Origin of the sequence: Pseudomonas kilonensis, assembly GCF_001269885.1 — a bacterium.
Taxonomy (GTDB): domain Bacteria; phylum Pseudomonadota; class Gammaproteobacteria; order Pseudomonadales; family Pseudomonadaceae; genus Aquipseudomonas; species Aquipseudomonas kilonensis.
In genome coordinates this window covers 21,082-41,480 of record NZ_LHVH01000023.1, presented here as the reverse complement: position 1 = coordinate 41,480, position 20,399 = coordinate 21,082, and the positions used below count along the sequence as shown (strand labels likewise).

The window sequence follows — 20,399 nt, the reverse complement described above, 5'->3', positions numbered from 1 at the left end:
GTCACGGTTGCCCTGACGGAGGATGGTGAACCTACAACGAAGGTGCCCGTTGCAGCGGCAAACACGACAGTGGCCCGCCGTGGCAGGCCGTGACAAACGTGCAAGTTCCATGGAGTCCGATCATGAGCCAGTATCAACGGTTATTGCTGATCATCAACCCGGCCCTGCGCCAGTCCCAAACCCTGGAACACGCCGCGGCCCTGGCCAAGGCCAAGGCCAGCGGTGCGCGCTTGCACATCGCGGCCTTGATCCCTTCCTGGAAACTGTTGTCGCTGCTTGAAGAAGGCGACCGGGAACAGGCGCGCGAAGGCTACCTGCAAGACCATCGAGATTGGCTCAAAGACCAGGCAAATCACCTGCGTGAAAGAGGCATCGAGGTGACGACGGAGGTGGCCTGGGCCGATGACATGCAGCAAGACATCCTCGATCACGTCGCCGAAATGCAACCCGACCTGCTGATCAAGCAGGTGCAGCACGAGTCCACGTTCAAACGGGCTTTTTTCACTCCACTGGACTGGCGTTTGCTGCGCCACTGCTCGGTTCCGGTGTACCTGATGGGTGAAGGTGATCTTCCCTTGCCGCGCAAGGTCGTGGCAGCGGTCGACGCTTCCAATACCCTGGCGCAGGACAACGAGCTCAATGAGCGGATCATCCAGCAGGCACGCGGACTCGCCATCCAATGTGATGCCGAGCTGCACCTGCTGTACGCCTGCGACATTTCGATGGTGTACATGGGCGATATGGGCGGCGGGGGGCTAACACTCTCGGACCTGGGCGCGCAGTTGCGCAAAGAACATGCAACATCCTTTTTCGACCTCGCCGACCGACATGGCGTGGCCGCTGACCGACGTCATTTCATTGAAGGGCACCCTGTCACGGTGTTGAATGCGTTCGCCGATGAGCAGCATATGGATGTGATTGTGATGGGCAGGGTCCAGTCCCATGGCCTGGAAAAGCTTTTGGGTAGCACGACCGAACATACCCTGTATCAGGTGCCTTGCAGCGTCCTGGCCATCTAACGCGACCAGAATCGCCCATGACGAAGCGACAGGCATGAGAGTGTCCTGTTTGGAAAGAAATACATCATGACCGGCTGCTGAAGCAGCCGATCACCGATTGACGTGATCCGTCAAAATTTAAATGTGTATCGAAAAATCAGGCGGTTTTCGTTGGCGCTATCGGCGTACGTCGACCGATTGGTCGAGTTTCGCCACTGCGCTGACACATTTTTGAGCGGCCCACTCTGGATGGTGTAAGTGATATCGGTCACACGCTCCCATTCCTTACCGTCCTCTCCTTCGAGTCGTAAGCGGGCGGCCTGAGCGGAGCCCAGCAACGTCGGGTCGACCTTTTGTCCTTTTGCATACTTCAAGCCAAGGGTGAGTCCAGGCAATCCTGCGGCGGTAAAATCAAAATCGTAACGTGCAATCCACACCCGTTCCTGAGGCGCGGTAAAGGTGCTGACCAGCGATTCGCCGAACAGATAGGTATCCGTGCCGTTGACCATGGCGAACGGCGTATCGCCCCAGGCCTTCTGAACGCCAACGCCCAGGGTGTGGCCGCTCTGGCGAAAGGACAACATCGTGCTGAGGGTGCGGTTATTCACCTCGCCAACCCCTTGATCGCCGGTATCGCCGGCCGAAAAGTAGCGAACGTCAGACAGCACGGTACCGCTGCCCAGCGCGTGTTCATACTTGAGGCCAAAGAAATTCGAGCGGTAAAGGTCTTCCAGTTCGGCCACGTGGTAGCTGAGTGAGAGTTGGGGCATCGGTTTGTAATCAACCGCCAGATAGGTGAAATGATCGGCTGTTACCGGCTTGTACCCAAACGCCGTAAGGCTTTCGAAATCGGTTGAGTTGCGTTGTTTTACCGCATTGATACGGATCGCACTGAAGGTCAGCGGCTCCAGCTCTTTGGATACCAGCATTCCACCTCTGAACACTTGCGGCAGCAGCCGGCTGTTATTGCTCGACAGCAGCGGGAGTACCGGATTGAGGCCGCCGATGCGCAGCTCGCTGCGGCTCAGACGCGCTTTTGCGGTGGGTATGAATTTTCCGTATTCATCTTCTACATTGCGCCGCGAGTCGTACGCCAGCAGGCCTGAACCGGTACGGTCAGGGCTGGAGTCGAGTTTCACACCGAGCAAGCCAAGTGCGTCGACGCCAAAACCCAGCGGGCTCTCGGTGAATCCGGACTGTAGATTCAAGATAAAACCCTGAGCCCACTCGTCGCGTTTGGATTGGCTGGCCCCTTCGTTACGAAAGTCCCGGTTGTAGTAGAAGTTACGCAACTCCAGGCTTGCCTGGGTGTCACCGACAAAGTCTGCAAAGGCGTTTGGCACCGCAGAGGAAAACAGCAGGATCGTCAACGACGTCGTAGGTTTTATTGCCATCTCGAATGCACCTTTTGTTGTTGTTTTTGGTGTTTGCGGCGCGCACGACGCCTCGGAGGGGCGACGCGTACGCGCTCCGCATGCAGACAGTTTTTAGGTTGAGTGAAAAGGGGGGGCGTCAGCCAGTTGAAGCCAGACGTACGATCGCCTCTTGGCTCCCGGCTTGTTGCCGCAGGATGAACTTCTGGATTTTTCCGGTGGCGGTTTTCGGCAGCTCCATGAATATCACGCGGCTCGGGCACTTGTAGCGGGCCAGGCGCGCCTGGCAATACGCGATCAGTTCAGCTTCGGTGGGTGACTGGGCCTGGCTTCTGAGCTCGATGAAGGCGCAGGGAACTTCACCCCATTTGTTGTCTGGCTGCGCCACCACGGCGGCATGCAATACCGATGCGTGGCCATGAAGAATGTCTTCGATCTCTACGGATGAAATATTTTCACCGCCGGAGATGATCACGTCTTTGGTGCGGTCGGTAATCTGCACGTACCCATTGGGATGAACCACTGCTACGTCGCCGGCATGGAACCAGCCGCCTTCAAATGCTTTTTGCGTCGCCGACTGGTTTTTCAGATACCCCATCATGACGGTATTGCCGCGCAACAGCAGTTCACCCGTGGTCTGGCCATCATGAGGAACGGGTTCGAGGGTCTGCGCATCGGCAACCAGCAAACCTTCGAAGGCTGCCGCCCGCGCGCCTTGCCTTACGCGCATCCTGGCTTTTTCGGGGGGGCTGAGTTCATCCCAGCTGTCCTGCCAGACGCAACTGACCGGAGTACCCGCGACTTCGGTGATGCCGTACACATGATCCACCTGGAAACCCATGGAAACCACAGCGTCCAGGACTGAGGCCGGAGGCGGGGAGCCGGCCGTCAATACACGCACCGGGTGTGGCAGTTCGAAGGAAGTCTGGCTGTGCGCAAGCATGGCCATCACCGTCGGTGCCGCACAGAAGTGATCGGCTTTGTGGTCGACAATGGCGCCGAGGACCGCATCCGCTGTCACTTTACGCAGGCAGATATGGGTGCCCGCCGCCGCAGTAATCGCCCATGTGAAGCACCAACCGTTGGCATGGAACATGGGCAATGTCCATAAATACCGTGGTGCCTGGGCAAGCGGCCAATTGGTCATCTGCAGCAAACTCATCAGGTAGGTGCCCCGATGGCTGACCACGACGCCTTTGGGGTCGCCGGTGGTGCCGGAGGTGTAGTTGAGGGCTATCGGCTGCCATTCCGTGCTGGGCCATACTCCCTGGAAATTCGGGTCGCCTTCGGCAAGCAGGGCTTCGTAGTCGATGACATCAATCTCGCCAAGTGCCGGGGCCAGGTGATCTCGGATGATCACGATTGCCGGAGGACGTTCGAGCTTCTCCAGCGCGGCATAGGCCACCGCCATGAACTCGCAATCCACCAGCAGTAGGCTGCATTCACTGTGCCGCAGGATGAATGCAATGCCTTCGGCATCCAGGCGATGGTTGATGGTATTGAGGATGGCGCCGGATAGAGGAATGCCGAAGTGGGCTTCGATCATTGCCGGAGTGTTCGGGGAGAGAATCGAAACCGTTTCCCCCGGCTGCACGCCCCGACCCACCAGTGCTGAGGCCAGGCGATAACAGCGCTCACGTGTTTGAGCCCAGGTACGTTGCAGTGCCCCGTGAATAATCGCCACGCGCTCAGGATGAACCAACGCGGCGCGGTCCAGAAAACCCAAGGGCGTCAACGGAACATGGTTGGCTGGGGTTTGATCAAGTCCACTTGCGTACGCTGCACTGATCATGGGCAGGTCTCCTTATTATTATGATGAAAAATGGCGAAAGCGCTGACCGGTTCCCGGGCTGTCACCAGCGTGTTTTCAATGGCCTTGGGGTCGGCATAGCCAAGGCTCATGCCACACACCAGCATCTGGTCGGCGGGAATGCTCAACATGTCTGAAATGACGTTGTGGTATTTGAGAAATGCGGCCTGCGGGCAGGTGTGCAAACCCCGCCCGCGTGCCGCCAACATGACGTTCTGCAAAAACATGCCGTAGTCCAGCAGGCTGCCTTGCTCCAACACTCTGTCCACGGTAAACAGCAAGCCGACCGGCGCGTCGAAGAACCGGTAATTGCGCCCGTGCTGTTGGTGCATGCGTTGTTTTTCACCTTTAGCGATCCCAAGCAACCCGTAGAGGTCCCAACCCACCCTGCGTCGGCGATCGATGTAAGGCGTGACCCATTCGTTCGGGTAGTAGGTGTAGGGATCCTGCATGTCGCTGCTGAGCCGTGGGTCGTTGTCGATGGCGCTGATGGCCATCGACAAACGCTCTTTCGCTTCACCGGTTACAACGTGCACCTGCCAGGGTTGCATGTTCACACCCGAGGCACTGAAGCGCGCGACATCCAGAATCGCTTCGACTTCCTCATGGGGCACGGCTGTCGGCAAAAAGGCCCTGACGCTGCGCCGTGACATGATTGCCCAGTCGACAGTGCGTTGGGTTTCTTGCGCAGACAGCGGCGGTGGTGACAAGCGATTCAAGATACGCATCCTTTTAGCGGGTTCCGTTCAGGGTGAACAGTCAGCGGGACAGGGCCGGTAATTTGCTGACCTGATGGGAATCTGCCCGAGACTGATTGACAAACGTGACCGCCAGCGCGCCGATCAGGCCCGCCAACGCGATCACCATGAAGTTTTGTTCAAGAGGCAAAGCCAATGAAACCAGCCAGCCGATCAACACCGGCGCGATGATCGCGCCGATCCGGCCAACGCCTGATGCGAAGCCCACACCGGTGGCGCGGATGGGCGTGGGGTAGAAGTCCCCGGCATAGGCGTACGCGATCAACTGAGTACCCAACGTCGAGGCGCCGACGATGAACACCACGACAAACAACAGCTCGGTTGAGCGGGTGAAGGCCATCGCTGTGAGCGCCAAGGCACCGACGATGTAGAACGCAATCAGCACATGCTTGATGTTGAGCTTGTCGCTCAACCATCCTCCACCGATCGCACCCACAATCGCACCCACGTTGAACACGATGACAAAGTTCAGCGCCGATCCGAGGCTATGACCCGACATCGCCATCAATTTGGTCAGCCAGGAGTTAAGCGCATAGACCATGAAAAGCCCGGTCATGAAAGCCGCCCAAATCATCACCGTGCTGAACCCCCGGCCTTCGCTGAAGAGACCCTTGATCGGGCTGTCGAGTGCGGCCTTGGTTTCGGTTGGATTGCCCGCAAATACCACGTCATCGTCCAGTTGAAGATTGGGGCAGATTCTCTGAACGATGGCGCGTAGTTCAGCCTGACGGCCTTGTTTGAGCAAATACGCCATAGACTCCGGCATGGTTTTCAAGATCAGCGGGATCAGCACCACCGGCAGCCCGGCAACAAAGAACACCGACTGCCAGCCATGGCTTTCGATCAGATGTTTACCCGTCAGTGCAACGAGAATGCCGCCCACGGAGTAGCCCGCGAATACCAGGGTGACCAACCGCGTACGCAGCTTGGCCGGTGAGAACTCACCCATTTGTGCAGTGACTATAGGCAAGACGCCGCCGATGCCGAGGCCGGCGATAAAGCGCGAAATGCTGAAACTGATGGGATCACTGGTAAGCCCGGCGGCGGCGGTAAACAGGCTGAACAGCGCAACGCAGATGGCGATCATTTTGGGCCGGCCGATGCGGTCTGCCAGGGTTCCCAGGAAAATGGCCCCCAGCATCGTCCCCAGCAGGGCCGAACCGGCCATCACGCCGGCACTTGTTGCATCGATGCCCATGTCTTGCATGATGGCGGGCAGGGCCGCGCCAACCACGGCGAGGTCGTAACCATCAATGATCAATATAAGCACGCACCAGAACAGGATCAGGCGGTGAAACCGGTTGAATGTGGATTCGCCCGCGAGCGTATAGACGTTCACTGATTGCATGACGTGTCTCCTTCAATCTTATTGTTGTTGGTGAAGTGCACTTCGCGACATTCTAGGAAGGCGATCAGGTGCCGCCCATGTCGGGTGGCACCAATTTGCGTGAGCTGTTTGGGCATGTGCAATGCAGTGCACTGAACGGAGTTGGGGCGGGCGTAGCAGGGGAGAGGCTTATTCTTCCAGGTGGCCGCGTCGATAGGCGCCGGGGCTGACGCCCGTCCATTTCTTGAAGGCTCGATGAAACGCACTGGTTTCCTGGAAACCGGTGGCGGCCGCCACTTGCGTCACCGTCATATCGCCACGTGACAGCAGGTCAATCGCCATGTCGCGGCGAAGGTCGTCCCTGAGGCTTTGATAATGCGTGCCCTCTGCTTGCAAGCGGCGTTGCAACGTCGAGTTGGACATGTGAAGTACCAACGCCAGGTCACCTCGTTCGGGCCATTTTTCGGGGCTTGATCCACGCAAGTAGCGTCTTATCTGCGCGCTAAGGCTGTCGTCGTTGCGGTATTTCACCAGAAGGCTGCCAGGGGATTCCTTGAGGAAGGCACCCACCGTGGCCGGTGACTGCGCGATTTTCATGTCGAGGAATTTCTTGTCGAAACTGACCATGGTCGCGGGTGCGTCGTACTCGATGTCCTCACAGAAGCGCATGCGGTAGTCGCTCTGATCCTCTGGCCTGGCCGCCCGAAAGCTGAGCTTGCGCAGGGGGATACGCTGATTCACCAGCCAACATGACAGCCCGTGTACAAGGATAAACCAGGTGCCGTAGGCGAACAGGCGGCGCAGGACACCTCGGTCCTGTACCACGATAAATGCAAGATCGTCCTGGACCTGCAACTCGCCATGAATGTCATCCAGTACAAGCCGCAGGAATGACAGCATGCGCTGCAACGCCTGACCCAAGGTGCGGCAGTCCAGGAGCGCATGGCACATCAGCTTGAAGCTGCCGCGACGCATGGGATGGCTGTCGATGCCAAAAAATTCATCGTCCAGCAGGTCGGCGATCTCCACCCAGAGGCGGGCAAAGGAGGTCGCTGAGACCCTGGCTTTTGGGGCGTCGAGCAGTTGAGAGTCGATGTCGGCATTGGCTAACGCAGCTGTCAGGTCCAGCTGCCTTTGCCTGGCGCTATGCAATGCCTCATGCACCAAGGCAATTGATGTGGTGCCTTTGTCCTGGAGGGGCGTCATGGATATTCCGCGCGGGTGTGGTGGGCCTTAATGTAGGGCTAACGCACAGCCACCGCCAGCGTGACCGCAATCAACTCAGTGCAGCCGGTCAGTACTGACTGGATTCGCCTCAATTTCCCGGGCAGTTACAAACAATGCCTTTATCTTTAAGTCGGAGGACTGAACGAAGGACGTTTTCTTACTTTCGCTGCAGAGTTTAACCAGAGCAGAATGGCTGCGAGAGAGGCGGTTATTATCAGCGTAAGCCACATGATGACCAACAGGGTGAAAGTGACACTGTTGTTTAACTCACGAAAAATGCCGAAGGCAAAAGCTGTGTACCAAGACACACCCGAAACTGCACCTGATGCGAGAAACAAGGTGGCTCTTCTACGGGAAACTCCAAAGAGCAGGGGGCGACTCAAGTCGCGCAGTGCTTCTGGCAATACAAACGCGTGAATGATTATTCCATTGATGGTCAGGACGGCCACCACCATGACCTTCGCCCAGAGTTTAGGATTTTCAAACTTTTCCGGCGACTCCATCGCATAAAGAGCAAGGAAACCAAGGCCTGAAAGCCACAGGAGGCATAGCCCAAGAGTGACCGCGTCGCTGATGAAGTGAAAGGTGCGTCCGATTTCAACGGGGAGGCTACCCCTACGCATCCAACGCAAAATCCAGAGGTCCAGCATCGTCGCCCCGCCGAGACCGAAACACATACCGAGCAGGTGTAAACCTACAAGGAGTGTCAGAACCTTCAACTGTGGGAGTGGATCAGGCAACGGAACGCTAAGCGCAAGTGTGTCCGCGAGTATGTGACCACTGCTGGAGAGCGCAAGTAGGCCGCCGAAAATCATGAGAGACGTTCGTGTTTTCATTTATTACGACCTTAGGCTCGCGTTCCTATTTGAACGCGTGCACAGTTTATTTACTGGAGAATAAAGTCCTTGAATTCTCAATGTTATGGATATAAGTGGTGGTCGTGAAAGGAAGTTAAAGCTTGCTCCGGTAAAACCCCAATAAAGCTCAGGAAGGAACCGGTGCTTGAGCATCAATCAAACTCTGGCTCTTCAGCTCCTCCCAAAAGGCTGCCGGAATACCGACCTTCATCGCCTGTACATTGGAAACTACCTGCCCCGGCGAACGCGCCCCCGGAATGATCGCGGACACTTGTGGATGTGCCGCTGCAAACTGCAAGGCGGCAGTATGAATGTCGATGCCATGTCGGCTGGCAACCGCCATGATTCGCGCGCGCTTTTCTACCGCACCGGCAGGTAGATCCTGGCTGAAGTTATATCGGTTGCGACCGCCCAGAAATCCGTCATTCAAGGGGGTTCCAACGACGACGCTGGTGCCTTTTCGTTTCAATGCCGCAAAGGTGCTGCGCAACGCATCGCCGTGGTCTAGGAGGGAATACTGGCAGGCGAGCAACACGATGTCGGGCGTCGGGTCATTACTGGCCAGTGCCTGAACCACGGCGTTCGGCGTATTGACGCCGAAGCCCCATGCCTTGATGAGCCCTTCATCACGCATCTTTTCAAGCTCAACCATCGCCCCTGTGCGCGCAATTCGATACGCCGCTTCCCATCCGCCTTCCAGCTCAGTGTTATCGGGCGAGATGTCGTGGATAAAAACGATATCGATACGTGGTAGCCCCAGACGCTGCAGACTGTCTTCCACGGAACGTCGCGTGCCTGCTGCGGTGTAGTCATATCGGTAGTTGAAGGGGGCTGGCGACTTCCAGATGGCATGGTCCGCGCGCAGGCCACCCGCAGCCGTCAATACGCGACCGACCTTGGTGGAGATCACATAGTCGTCTGGATCTTTGTCATGAAGGAAGCGGCCCAGACGATATTCGCTCAAGCCAAACCCGTAGAACGGCGACGTGTCGTAAAGCCTTACACCCGCATCCCAAGCAGCCTGCAGAACCAGATCCGCCTGTTCGTCGCTGATCGGCGCAAAAATATTGCCGATCTGCGTCCCACCCATACCAAATCGTTGAGGTGTCATGTATCTCATTGTATGGGAGGACGGATTGAGGGGCAGGTCTGCGCGCACGAGCCGCCCTTGCGTAGGCATCACGCTTCCGCGCTCTGTCAGCGAAGAGGGCGCTGGGGCTGTAGCCGCCGAACTTGCGGCACTCAATGCTGGCAGCAAAGCGGCTGCAACAGCACCCGTCGCCGAATAGGTAAGAAAATCTCGTCTGTCCATCCAACTTTCCTTTCGCGACTGAGGTTTCACGGGCTCATCGAAGCCGGTATTCGTACTAGAAGTTAGAACAACGAGGGTTGGCCGGGTGACCCTAATGCGCCATATCTTTTGCACAATCCTGCCGATGCACTTGTGCTGGTCACACACTCTCAGCAGACTCGAACATTCCGTAAATAGGGGGGCATGTAATGACGAGCGGTTCCTTCTCGCAATTCCGTTCCAGCCATGTGCATTCCCTGAGCGTGCACGAACCCGCTCAGCCCAACGAACGCCTCCAGGCACTCAGACGGCTTATCGAAAAAGTCACTTTGCAGATTGGCTTGGCCGAGGCTTGCACGACGTCGATTCCAGGCTTGGCCTTTTATCGAGTGGCCGAACTGGGTACACCCAAGTACTGCATTTATGAGCCTTGCGTGGCCATCATTCTGCAGGGCGCAAAGGAGATCACGTTCGGCGAGGAAGCCTGTGAGTTCGGGCAAGGGGCGTTTTTTGTCACTTCGGTCGATATACCCACACTGGCTCGCGTTAACGCGGCTAGCGAGCAAACCCCTTATTTATCAGTTGTGTTGAAGCTCGATTTTGCCATGCTCAACGAGGTGATCCTGACCCTGGAATCGCCCAAGCAGGAAATGGCTATTGAGGCGCGGGGCTTCGTATCCGGTGTGGCGACGAGTGAGATGCTCGATGCGTTCGCTCGACTCGCCACGCTGATCGAACGGCCGCTTGAAGCAGGCTTGATGTCGGGCCTTATCAAGCGGGAGATATACGGTAGGCTGCTGCTCAGTGAAGCGGGGCATTTGTTGCGCAGCGTCACTCGCGATGGTTACCGAGACAAGGGCATCGTGAGAGCCATTGAGTGGTTGAAATATCACTACGACAAGCCGCTGCACGTGGCCGAGCTCGCCGAACGATCAGGAATGGCCAGCTCTACCCTGCATCACCGGTTTCGCAAGCTGACAGGCACCAGCCCCATTCAGTATCAAAAATCGTTGCGCCTGCAAGCCGCGCGCAGCCTGATGTTGACCGATAGGCTAGACGTGAACACCGCCGCATTGCGCGTCGGCTATGAAAGCGTCGCCCAGTTCAGTCGCGAATATGCCCGACGTTTCGGAGCCCCGCCCTCCAGAGACATCAAGCACGCACGGGAAAATGGTGCGCGGCTCGACTAACCGCGTCACGCGTGATTCGAGTATGTAAGACGACGTGGAGAAACAATCAGGCCCCTCGTCCGTTACCTCGCCCTTGCGGCAAAGGGGCGAAGAGTGCGGGGCAGCAGGTGAAGAACTTACACGCAAGTTGTCCCAGATAATCTGAAATATGTTCAATAAAAGGAATCACTCCGTCAGCTTATTTCTGCGGCCTCATCAAACTTCAACCGGGCAGCTTCAACATCAGGCAATTTATCAAGCGTCCATTTATGCAATTCGCGAAATGGCTGCTGCAATGTTTGACCAAGTGGGGTGATCTCATACTGCACTGCCACGGGCGAGAACGAAATGACCTTGCGCGAGACGAGGCCATTTCGTTCTAACCGCCGTAGGGACTGTGTCAGTGCCTTCTGAGTGACGCCCTCCAGGCGGCGCCTGATGGCATTAAAACGATGCGGCCCGTCATCAAGCACAGCCAGAACCATCATCGACCACTTGTCTGCGATCTGGTCGAATAATGCCCGGCTCGGGCAGTCTGCCGAAAAACACTGTGGCTTTAATTCCAGCATCGAAGTTTCCTCATGTATACCTAGGCTACTCTAGGTGCCTAATTGACATTAGGTCTACAAAATATACTTATGTGGCTCCCCAAAGCAATGGAGTCCATCCAATGTCGAACCCTGATACCAGCATTTTATTCCGTCCTTTTTCCATCGGCTCGCTTGAGCTGAAAAACCGGATTGTCATGGCGCCCATGACGAGGCAATTTTCGCCGCAGGGCATTCCCGGAGAAGGGAGTGCTGCGTACTACCGGCGGCGCGCTGAAGGTCGGGCCGGATTGATTTTGTCGGAAGGGACCGTCATCGACCGTCCCGCTTCACGTAACGGTCCCGGTATCCCTTTTTTTCACGGTGAAGCCGCGCTGGCCGGATGGAAGAATGTGATCGATGCTGTTCACGATGCCGGGGGCCGTATGGGGCCGCAACTCTGGCACACCGGCGCAGTTCGTGACGTCAGCGGCTGGGAGCCTGATGCGCCGGTTGAGAGCCCATCCGGCCTCGATTCGCCAAATGAACCGCGCGGTGTGGTGATGAGCGAAGAGGATATTGCAGACGCAGTTGCTGCGTTCGCCAAGGCGGCGGCGGATGCGAAACGCCTGGGCTTCGACACCGTTGAGATCCACGGGGCGCATGGTTATCTGATCGATCAGTTCTTCTGGGCCGGTACCAATCAGCGCACCGATCGTTATGGCGGACCGACGATCAAAGAGCGCTCGCGTTTTGCCGCTGAGATCGTGTCTGCCGTTCGTCATGCAGTCGGCCCCGAATTTCCTATCATCATGCGCGTCAGCCAATGGAAGCAGCAGGACTTTGGGGTGCGCCTCGCCGAGACCCCTGCACTGATGGAGGACTGGCTGCTGCCGTTGGTCGAAGCGGGTGTTGATGTTCTGCATTGCTCGCAGCGACGCTTCTGGGACCCTGAGTTTCCCGAAATTGATGGTGAGAACGGACTGAACTGCGCGGGCTGGGCGAAGAAAGTCACTGGGGCCACAACCATTAGCGTCGGTTCGGTCGGGCTGGATAACGATGTTACTCACGCATTCGCCGGCAAGGGCTCAACCCCTGCGAGCCTGGAACGGCTCGTCGAGCGTATGGAACGCGAAGAGTTTGATCTGATTGCTGTAGGACGTGTTCTGCTGAGCGACAAGGACTGGGTCGCCAAAGTGGAAAAGGGCGATTACGCGGATCTGAAGGGCTTCAATCCGGCATCTTTAGCTGAATTGGTTTGAGTCTGAGTGGGGAGTGTGATGCCACAAAGGTTTTAGTCTGAAGGGATCAGAGGCCTGGCCTCGGATGTTGCGAAGCCGAGATCGTAATCTGTTGTTGAGTGCGCCATGACTGTTTCAATGACTGAGCCTGTTAAGGGCACTCAACATGTTATGAAAAGTTTTTTCGGACTCGGTTGAATTCTGTTACAGGCTGTCTGGATCCCCGAAAAACATCTGAATCCGCGACCGCAACCAGCGCTCCCCAGGGTCGTTGTCCTGGGAGCCGCGCCAGGCCATGTGCAGCTCGAAGCTGCGCACCGGTATGGGTGGGTCTTCGGCGCGTACGCCGCCGGCGGCGGTCAGCGCGTCGGCGGTGTAGTCGGGCACGGTGGCGATGATGTCGGTGCCCGACAGCAGGGTGCTCAGGCCGTTGAACTGCGGCACGGCCAGCACTACGTGGCGCTTGCGCTCGAGTTTCGCCAGCTCTTCATCGATGAAACCGCTCAAGTCACCCGCGAAAGACACCAGGGCATGGGGGCGAGCGCAGAATTCGTCCAGGGTCAGTCGTCCTGGGGCGGTGTCAGCCCGTAATACTTTGGGCATGCTGCGCCGCAAGACCTTGCGCTTGGCGTTGGCCGGCAGGTCGTCGGTGTAGCTGACACCGATGGAGATTTCACCGGACGCCAGCAAACCGGGCATCAGAATGTAGTTGACCCGGCGCACCACCAGCACAATGCCGGGTGCTTCGGCCCGCAGGCGCTTGAGCAGCATCGGTAGCAAGGCGAATTCGGCGTCGTCCGACAGGCCAATGCGAAACACCGAGGTGCTGGTGGCCGGGTCGAATTCCGCCGCACGGCTGACCGCCGTGGAAATCGAATCCAGGGCCGGGGAGAGCAGGGCGAAGATCTCGACCGCCCGGGCCGAAGGCTCCATGCTGCGGCCGGTACGTACGAACAACGGGTCATCGAACAGGCTGCGCAGGCGCGACAGCGCGGCGCTGATGGCCGGTTGGCCTAGGAACAGTTTCTCGGCCGCGCGAGTCACACTGCGTTCATGCATCAGTGTTTCGAACACGATCAACAGGTTCAGATCGACACGCCGCAGGTCATTACGATTCATCTGGGGTCCTGGCAGATTCGGCAAGCTTGACGTGAGCGGCCATATGGGAACAATGGCCGGCATGAATCTTACGGGGAAAGGCTGGTACTCTGCACCGGCTAATTGAGTTTTCTTAGGTTAAGTCCCACAGGATTGGTTGGTTTTTCTTACTGCGGAATCAATGACAGGCATGTCGACTATTAATAGCCACTGATGGTCTTGGGTACAAAGCCCGGATAGAGTTCATGGCATTAGAGGTTACTTTGACGAGGTTTGCGATGTCCCGCACGATCCGTTTTCACAAGTTTGGCGGTGCCGAGGTGCTCAAATGTGAAGAGCATGCGGCGGCTCTTCCTGCGCCAGGAGAAGTGCAGGTCCGTGTCGAAGCGATCGGCATCAGTTGGTACGACACCTTGTGGCGCCAGAACCTGGCCTCGTCCCAGGCGCGCCTGCCTTCGGGCCTGGGCCATGAAATGGCCGGCGTGGTAACGGCCGTCGGCGACGGCGTCGATGACTTGGCCGTGGGCGACAAGGTCGCCAGCTTCCCGGCCGAGAGCCCGAACGATTATCCGGTGTACGGTGAAGTCATCGTGCTGCCACGCACCGCACTGACCCGTTATCCCGACGTGCTCAGCCCGATCGAAGCCGCCGTGCATTACACGCCGCTGCTGATCGCGTATTTCGCCTACATGGACCTGGCACGGGTCAAACCGGGGCAATTCGCCTTGGTCACCGATGCCAGTCATTGCGCCGGTCCTTCCTTCGTACAACTGGGCAAGGCCCTGGGTGTAAGGGTGATCGCGGCCACCAAGACGGCTGACGAGCGTGAGTACCTGTTGTCGCTGGGCGCTGAGAAGGTCATCGTCACCGAAGAGCAGGACTTGCTGATGCAAATCAACAAGCTCACCGACAACCGTGGCGTCGATGTGGTATTCGATGGCCTCGGCGGGCCGCAGATGTCGCTGCTGGGCGACGTGCTGGCACCGCGTGGCAGCCTGGTGCTGTATGGCTTGCAGGGCGGCAATCAGACGCCGTTTCCAGCCTGTGCGGCGTTCCAGAAGAACATTCAGTTCTTTGTGCACTGCATCGGCAATTTCACTGGCAAGCCAGAACTGGGCATTCTCCAGGACCAGGTGGCCTTGCAACGAGCACTGCGTGATATCAATCAACTGACCGCCGACCGTGTGCTGTTGCCACTCAAGACTCGGGTCTTCCCGTTCTCCGAGTTTGTCGAAGCTCACCGTTACATGGGCGAATGCCCTTGCCGTGAACGTGTTGCCCTTCAGGTCGTCGACCCGGCCTGAACCCTGTCTTGCGCAAGAGTCATCGCCCCGGGCTCTTGCGCTGCCTTCGTCCTGACACCCATCCTTTCTTACGGCACCTCCTGCCTGGCGGTGCTGCGTTCGTACCTCACCCTCTCGCGCCTTGACTGGCCTGTCCCGGTTCGCTCAAGACTGAAGCGGTTTGTCGGCCAACATCTGAACTGGTTTTTGCCCTCAATCTGTATCTTCTAATCATTGTTTAAGTCTTGATAATTGAACACTGATTTCCATATCAAGGAAGAAGTCGTGGTGCGGTATAACTTTTTCGAAGGTCTTCATCCTTCAAGATGCATTCAAGGGGCAACGAGCGTTAATTGGTGCGAGGCTATCTATCGACCTTGGGGAAAACAGGGCGAGGTAGAGAGCCTATTAAAGTTCGGCAAGTTCTTTGTTTCTCGTACTCATTGTCTGTGGGACGTTGTCGGAATTCTCCTAGGACGTGCCGCTCGGTCGGTTAGCCCCCCTGTTTTCGCGGCTTTCGGCGGGGATGTGAAGGGGCGCGAGCCTACTCTCGGCATATGTATCAAATAATTACGACAAGCAATGCTCGAGCGTATTGCTAATACTCTTTGAGTGCTAGAACAATCATCTAGACCAACACGTCGCGCAGTCACGTTGGTGCGGGTGCGACGCCGATAGTTGAATTTCCAGGTAAATGGCTATGAGTGCAATTCATGAGCAGGCAATGACTCACGTGTATCAACAGATACTGCAACGACTGTCAGGTTTTTATTCCCGGGCAGAACGTACCGCGTTGCAGCTTTTGATCCAGCGTTTAATTGTCGCCGCCGGAGGCATCGAGCGGATTGGCGATTACCGCGTGTTGACGGTCCAGAACGGGAGCAGGGAAAGTTTTTATGTGCTGACTGCCTTGCGGGCCGCACAGCTGAGCATCGCGGGGCGGCATCCGGTGACCTTCACCTTGCGCGTCGCCACGCCACGCCTGAGCGAAACCACCCAGGCGACGCTGGAAAACATCCACCGCTGCTACAGCGCGCTGTTTGTCTACGATGATCCCCGGGTCGAATTGCTGATGGCCGATAACCGCGAGGTGTTGCCGTTCAATCACCGGCAGCCCTTGTCGGTGGCGGGGCACGAAGCCAATCGCATGGACCTCCTGGTCCTGGGACACCTTCGTGCGGTCGACAGCCCCTTGGAGATTGGGGATGACGGCTACCTGGCGATGGCCGAGTTCTATCGGCACATGGCTCGCTGGGAGGCGGGCGTGGATTCGTTGGTCAGCAGCGATACACCGCGTCAGCAAAAACAATTCATATCGGGCCTGCGCCGCGCGACTCGCAAGATCGGCCTGCTGACCGAGCAGGCCTGCGGTTTCGACAACCTCTTTGCCCACCTCGATACCCTGGGCGGTGATGTCTACCGGCATTTCTATGGGCCGGAGCGCCTCGATGCCTGGAAGCCCGAGGGGCACTTCGAGGCCTGCCGGCGAGTGGGCCACGTCGGCATCGACGACCTGATCGTCGATCGTTCGGAGGGAACCAACTGGCCGCTCTTCAACGAGTTCCTGCGGGTGCAGACCGAGGGCCTTGTCCCATCGGCGCCCGAAAACGAGTACATCAGCCCGCTGCTGTCGGCTCATCTGCACGGCCTGCAGGCCTGCTACCTGCACGGACGCAGCTATGAAACCGGCTACGGGGACTACGCGCAGCGGGCGATCATGATCATGCACCGCAAGCAACTGCCGGAACACGCCTGCGAACAGGCTCGGGCGCTGTTCGGCTCACCGTCGTCGATTCCCGAGCGTCGTGCCTACGCCGCCCTTGAAGCGCAAAAGATCCTGGGGCTCAGTGAAACGCAACTGGTGTGCATGCTGTTCGCGCCCTTCGTGGGGCAGGGCGCGGGCCTGGAGGATTTCCTGCGTTGCTGCCACCCTGGCATGCTGGTGGCGATGCCGGACCTGCACAAGGCCATGCAGGGCGCGACCGTCGCCGATCAGGTTGCGCAGTGGATGGTCGATGTCAGCGGCCTGCCCATCGACATCCTTGGCAAGCTGTACCGGGCGAGTGTCTCACTGCCGGAACAACCGGAAATCGCCACGGGCGCCGATCCGCAGCAGGCCACTGATGGTGTTGACGCTGCAGAAGCCGGTTCGCCTGTAGACGGGCTGCACGAACGCTCGGCAAGGCATTGAGGAGCGAGGTTTGACGGACTCATCTACCTCGTCCCCAGCCCTTGTACCCGGCGTTGCGACTGGATCGGCTGCGACCCGCTGTCCTGGCCTGAGCCGATGAAAAATTGCCGGGAGACAGACTTCGCCTATCAGGCCGTTTATCGCTACCTGACCACGCTGATCAACGAGCTGGAGGTTGATGCGCGGGTTCGCCTGCCGTCGCTGCGGCAATTGGCCGAGCGTCTGAACGTGTCGATATCGACCATCCAGTACGCGTATTCGCTGCTGGAAAAGGAGGGGCGGGTCTATTCGATCGCCAAGTCCGGTTACTACGCGCTGCCCGTGCCGAGCATGGCCACCCTGGACGGCGGTGACGATTTACTCGAGACCCTGTACGTCAATGCCCGACGACCCGGCATGCAGGTGCTCAGTGCGGACGAACCAGCGTCGATGCAGCCATTGGACAGCCCGCTGTTGCTGCTCGAGCGCGAATTGCTGCGCCAGTACCCACGCTCCTCGCAGACACCCTCGCAACCCTGGGGCGAGTTGGAGCTTCGCACCGCGCTGGCGGCCCGCTACACGTCTTCGCCGGCCCGTTGCTGGAATGCCGATGACGTCTACATTGGCGCCGACCTGCGGGGCGTCCTGGAAATTCTTATCGCGGTGCTGGCACTCAGGGGGGCCACCGTGGTGATCGAATCGCCCTGCGACTGGGCGGTGTTGCGCCTGCTGCAGGCGGCGGAGGTCAACGTCATCGAGCTGCCACTGTTGGCCGGCGGCGAGCTCAATGTCGAGCAACTGGAACAGCTGCTGGTGAACGAAACGGTAAGCCTGGTGGTGCTGTCGTCGGTCTTGAACATGCCGAGGGGGACGCTGGTTCCTGAAGAGAACCGTCGGGCCATCGCGCATCTGCTGGAACGGCACGGAACTTGGGTGCTGGAGAACGATAGCCATACAGACCTGGCGTTCGAGGCAAGGATGACGCCTTTTCGAGACTTGCTCGACCCGGACCGGCTGATCGTCTATTCGACGTTCGAGAAAACCATCGGGCCAGAGGCGCCGTATGGCTACGTGCTGTCGCGCCAGTTGACCCTGCACCTGCAGCGACATTTCCTGTTGCGTGCGTTTCGCTTGTCGCCGATTCGCCAGAAAGCCATCGCCCGGCTGTACAGCAACGGTCGGATTGACCAGCACTTGCTGGTGTTGCGTCGCCTGCTGCGCGAAAGTGCGATTTCGACCACACAATTGCTGCGCGAGCGGCTGGGAGACAGCCTGCAATGGGCAGAACCCCAAGGTGGCGCAACGATCTGGATGCAATCGACGCGACGGGTCGACTTGCGACGGGTTTTCCATCGGCTGCTTGCCCAGCGAATCGTCATCGCGCCGGGGGAGTTGTTCAGTCTCCAGGGCCTGTACGCACAACATGTGCGCCTGACCCATGCCCTGAACGGGCCTCAGGACATGGACGCTGCGCTCTGCGCGCTGGCCGACGCCTTGAGGCTCGAACAAGCGTAATCGGCGGCAATGGATCGAACCCATCGCGCCATGGTCGAACTGTCAGTAAACTGCACTCCATTTACCGAGCCACTCCACTCAGAGGTTTTGCATGACAGTCAGTCCATTTGCGGGCAAGCCGGCACCGGCAGAGTTGTTGATCGATATCCCGCGACTGGTGACGGCCTACTACACCGGCCGACCCGATGCCTCGGTTGCGACCCAGCGCGTGGCCTTTGGCACCTCCGGGCACCGTGGCAGCTCCTTCGACCTGGGCTTCAACGAGTGGCACGTGTTGGCCATCAGCCAGGCGATCTGCCTGTACCGCGAAGCCCAGGGCATCAACGGGCCACTGTTCGTCGGTATCGACACCCACGCGCTGTCGACCCCGGCGGGTGCCAGCGCACTGGAAGTATTCGCGGCCAATGGCGTCACCGTCATGATCGCCGAGGGCGATGAATACACCCCGACACCGGCGATTTCCCACGCCATTCTCTGCTACAACCGTGGCCGCACCTCGGGCCTGGCGGACGGTATCGTCATCACGCCGTCCCACAATCCACCGCAAAGTGGCGGCTACAAGTACAACCCTACCAACGGTGGCCCGGCCGATACCCACATCACCAAATGGATCGAAGCCAAGGCCAATGAACTGCTGGCCAACCAGCTCGCCGGCGTCAAGCGCGTCAGCTACGAGCAAGCCTTGAAGGCCGACACCACCCACCGTCACGACTACGTCAACACCTACGTGGCGGACCTGGTCAATGTCATCGATTTTGATGCCATCCGCGCCGCCGGGCTGCATTTGGGCGTCGATCCGTTGGGCGGCGCAGGCGTGCGCTACTGGCCGGCCATTGCCGAGCATTACCGCCTGGACCTGGAAGTGGTGAACACCCACGTGGATTCCACCTTCCGCTTCATGACCGTCGACTGGGACGGGCAGATCCGCATGGACCCGTCCTCCAGCCATGCGATGCAAGGGTTGATTGGCCTGAAGGACCGCTTCGACGTGGCCTTTGCCTGCGACCCGGACCATGACCGCCATGGCATCGTGACGCCGTCTGGCGGCTTGCTGGCACCGAACAATTACCTGGCGGTGTCCATCGACTACCTGTTCCAGAATCGCCCGCAATGGCGCGCCGATGCCGCCGTGGGCAAGACGGTGGTCAGCAGCGGCCTGATTGATCGTGTGGCCAAGCGCCTGGGGCGCCGGCTCTATGAAGTGCCGGTGGGCTTCAAGTGGTTTGCCGACGGCCTGTTCGATGGTTCCCTGGGCTTTGGGGGTGAAGAAAGTGCCGGTGCTTCGTTCCTGCGCAAGGACGGCGGCGTCTGGAGTACCGACAAGGACGGTCTGATCCCGGCGCTGTTGGCAGCTGAAATGACGGCGCGCACCGGTCGCGACCCGAGCCAGGCCTACCGTGCATTGACTGACGAGTTGGGCGAACCGTTCTCGGTACGCGTCGATGCCAAGGCCAGCCCACAACAGAAGGCGCTGTTGAGCAAGCTGTCGCCCGATCAGGTGACGTCTACCGAACTGGCCGGGGAGAAGATCCAGAGCATCCTCAGCCATGCGCCGGGCAATGACCAGGCCATTGGCGGCCTGAAGGTCATGACCGAAAACGGCTGGTTTGCGGCGCGCCCGTCCGGGACCGAGGATATCTACAAGATCTACGCCGAAAGCTTCATTGGCGACGCGCACCTCAAGCAATTGGTGGCCGAGGCGCAAACGTTGGTGGATGGGGCTATCACCAGCAAGTGACACCGTCGGCAAGCCTT

At 58.5% G+C, this 20,399-nt stretch carries 16 protein-coding genes; 7 read left to right on the top strand and 9 right to left on the bottom strand.

All coding sequences use genetic code 11. The features are described 5' to 3' along the window. The first annotated feature begins 122 nt into the window (after nt 1-122). Nucleotides 123-1,019 (top strand): universal stress protein, encoded by an 897-nt coding sequence (locus tag AD662_RS15800; protein WP_053188699.1) that lies wholly within the window; start codon nt 123-125, stop codon nt 1,017-1,019. A 110-nt stretch (nt 1,020-1,129) separates the two neighbouring features. Here AD662_RS15800 and AD662_RS15795 read toward each other — a convergent pair whose 3' ends face one another. From AD662_RS15795 to AD662_RS15765, 7 genes are all read right to left on the bottom strand, one after another. Continuing rightward, nucleotides 1,130-2,392, bottom strand: a complete 1,263-nt coding sequence (locus AD662_RS15795) for an OprD family porin (protein ID WP_053188696.1) — start codon at nt 2,390-2,392, stop codon at nt 1,130-1,132. A gap of 118 nt (nt 2,393-2,510) precedes the next feature. Beyond that, nucleotides 2,511-4,163 (bottom strand): AMP-binding protein, encoded by a 1,653-nt coding sequence (locus AD662_RS15790; protein ID WP_053188692.1) that lies wholly within the window; start codon nt 4,161-4,163, stop codon nt 2,511-2,513. Beyond that, complete coding sequence (locus tag AD662_RS15785) at nt 4,160-4,909, bottom strand: nitroreductase (protein ID WP_174553537.1); 750 nt, start codon at nt 4,907-4,909, stop codon at nt 4,160-4,162. The genes AD662_RS15790 and AD662_RS15785 overlap by 4 nt, the downstream gene beginning before the upstream one ends. 31 nt (nt 4,910-4,940) lie before the next feature. Then, the gene (locus AD662_RS15780) at nt 4,941-6,287 is read right to left on the bottom strand and encodes an MFS transporter (RefSeq protein WP_053180047.1); all 1,347 of its coding nucleotides are present in this window, start codon (nt 6,285-6,287) and stop codon (nt 4,941-4,943) included. A 168-nt stretch (nt 6,288-6,455) separates the two neighbouring features. Then, complete coding sequence (locus tag AD662_RS15775; protein ID WP_053188689.1) at nt 6,456-7,472, bottom strand: AraC family transcriptional regulator; 1,017 nt, start codon at nt 7,470-7,472, stop codon at nt 6,456-6,458. 146 nt (nt 7,473-7,618) lie between these two features. After that, nucleotides 7,619-8,329: a hypothetical protein gene (locus tag AD662_RS15770; protein ID WP_169788913.1), complete on the bottom strand. Its 711-nt coding sequence runs from the start codon at nt 8,327-8,329 to the stop codon at nt 7,619-7,621. Nucleotides 8,330-8,477: 148 nt separating this feature from the next. After that, nucleotides 8,478-9,461: an aldo/keto reductase gene (locus AD662_RS15765; protein ID WP_172681154.1), complete on the bottom strand. Its 984-nt coding sequence runs from the start codon at nt 9,459-9,461 to the stop codon at nt 8,478-8,480. A gap of 389 nt (nt 9,462-9,850) precedes the next feature. Here AD662_RS15765 and AD662_RS15760 point away from each other — a divergent pair, with 389 nt between their 5' ends. Then, nucleotides 9,851-10,831 (top strand): AraC family transcriptional regulator, encoded by a 981-nt coding sequence (locus AD662_RS15760; protein WP_053188681.1) that lies wholly within the window; start codon nt 9,851-9,853, stop codon nt 10,829-10,831. A gap of 173 nt (nt 10,832-11,004) precedes the next feature. On the opposite strand, the gene AD662_RS15755 is transcribed toward AD662_RS15760, so the two are convergent. Continuing rightward, complete coding sequence (locus tag AD662_RS15755) at nt 11,005-11,379, bottom strand: winged helix-turn-helix transcriptional regulator (RefSeq protein WP_018601421.1); 375 nt, start codon at nt 11,377-11,379, stop codon at nt 11,005-11,007. 101 nt (nt 11,380-11,480) lie between these two features. Between AD662_RS15755 and AD662_RS15750 the strand changes: the two genes are divergently transcribed. Beyond that, the gene (locus AD662_RS15750; protein ID WP_053188678.1) at nt 11,481-12,599 is read left to right on the top strand and encodes an NADH:flavin oxidoreductase; all 1,119 of its coding nucleotides are present in this window, start codon (nt 11,481-11,483) and stop codon (nt 12,597-12,599) included. A gap of 183 nt (nt 12,600-12,782) precedes the next feature. On the opposite strand, the gene AD662_RS15745 is transcribed toward AD662_RS15750, so the two are convergent. Beyond that, a complete protein-coding gene (locus tag AD662_RS15745; RefSeq protein ID WP_053188675.1) occupies nt 12,783-13,697 on the bottom strand; it encodes a LysR family transcriptional regulator in 915 nt (304 codons plus the stop codon). A gap of 257 nt (nt 13,698-13,954) precedes the next feature. On the opposite strand from AD662_RS15745, the gene AD662_RS15740 reads away from it, so the two are divergent. From AD662_RS15740 to pgm, 4 genes are all read left to right on the top strand, one after another. Next, on the top strand, nt 13,955-14,980 hold the full coding sequence (locus AD662_RS15740) for a zinc-dependent alcohol dehydrogenase family protein (protein WP_003202189.1): 1,026 nt from the start codon (nt 13,955-13,957) through the stop codon (nt 14,978-14,980). Between the two features lie 679 nt (nt 14,981-15,659). After that, nucleotides 15,660-17,150: a hypothetical protein gene (locus tag AD662_RS15735; protein ID WP_033062386.1), complete on the top strand. Its 1,491-nt coding sequence runs from the start codon at nt 15,660-15,662 to the stop codon at nt 17,148-17,150. Between the two features lie 96 nt (nt 17,151-17,246). Continuing rightward, complete coding sequence (locus AD662_RS15730) at nt 17,247-18,644, top strand: aminotransferase class I/II-fold pyridoxal phosphate-dependent enzyme (RefSeq protein ID WP_053188672.1); 1,398 nt, start codon at nt 17,247-17,249, stop codon at nt 18,642-18,644. Between the two features lie 91 nt (nt 18,645-18,735). Continuing rightward, entirely contained in the window at nt 18,736-20,382 is a 1,647-nt protein-coding gene (gene pgm, locus AD662_RS15725) for a phosphoglucomutase (alpha-D-glucose-1,6-bisphosphate-dependent) (protein WP_053180017.1), read from the top strand. Nucleotides 20,383-20,399 lie beyond the last annotated feature (17 nt).

Excerpts from the sequence above, each read along its gene's own strand:
- AD662_RS15775 (WP_053188689.1), bottom strand. The coding sequence starts at position 7,472 with ATGACGCCCCTCCAGGACAAAGGCACCACATCAATTGCCTTGGTGCAT.
- AD662_RS15730 (WP_053188672.1), top strand. The coding sequence starts at position 17,247 with ATGAAAAATTGCCGGGAGACAGACTTCGCCTATCAGGCCGTTTATCGC.
- AD662_RS15780 (WP_053180047.1), bottom strand. The coding sequence starts at position 6,287 with ATGCAATCAGTGAACGTCTATACGCTCGCGGGCGAATCCACATTCAAC.
- AD662_RS15735 (WP_033062386.1), top strand. The coding sequence starts at position 15,660 with ATGAGTGCAATTCATGAGCAGGCAATGACTCACGTGTATCAACAGATA.
- AD662_RS15755 (WP_018601421.1), bottom strand. The coding sequence starts at position 11,379 with ATGCTGGAATTAAAGCCACAGTGTTTTTCGGCAGACTGCCCGAGCCGG.
- AD662_RS15785 (WP_174553537.1), bottom strand. The coding sequence starts at position 4,909 with ATGCGTATCTTGAATCGCTTGTCACCACCGCCGCTGTCTGCGCAAGAA.
- AD662_RS15800 (WP_053188699.1), top strand. The coding sequence starts at position 123 with ATGAGCCAGTATCAACGGTTATTGCTGATCATCAACCCGGCCCTGCGC.
- AD662_RS15790 (WP_053188692.1), bottom strand. The coding sequence starts at position 4,163 with ATGATCAGTGCAGCGTACGCAAGTGGACTTGATCAAACCCCAGCCAAC.
- AD662_RS15770 (WP_169788913.1), bottom strand. The coding sequence starts at position 8,329 with ATGAAAACACGAACGTCTCTCATGATTTTCGGCGGCCTACTTGCGCTC.
- AD662_RS15745 (WP_053188675.1), bottom strand. The coding sequence starts at position 13,697 with ATGAATCGTAATGACCTGCGGCGTGTCGATCTGAACCTGTTGATCGTG.
- AD662_RS15750 (WP_053188678.1), top strand. The coding sequence starts at position 11,481 with ATGTCGAACCCTGATACCAGCATTTTATTCCGTCCTTTTTCCATCGGC.
- pgm (WP_053180017.1), top strand. The coding sequence starts at position 18,736 with ATGACAGTCAGTCCATTTGCGGGCAAGCCGGCACCGGCAGAGTTGTTG.
- AD662_RS15765 (WP_172681154.1), bottom strand. The coding sequence starts at position 9,461 with ATGACACCTCAACGATTTGGTATGGGTGGGACGCAGATCGGCAATATT.
- AD662_RS15795 (WP_053188696.1), bottom strand. The coding sequence starts at position 2,392 with ATGGCAATAAAACCTACGACGTCGTTGACGATCCTGCTGTTTTCCTCT.
- AD662_RS15740 (WP_003202189.1), top strand. The coding sequence starts at position 13,955 with ATGTCCCGCACGATCCGTTTTCACAAGTTTGGCGGTGCCGAGGTGCTC.
- AD662_RS15760 (WP_053188681.1), top strand. The coding sequence starts at position 9,851 with ATGACGAGCGGTTCCTTCTCGCAATTCCGTTCCAGCCATGTGCATTCC.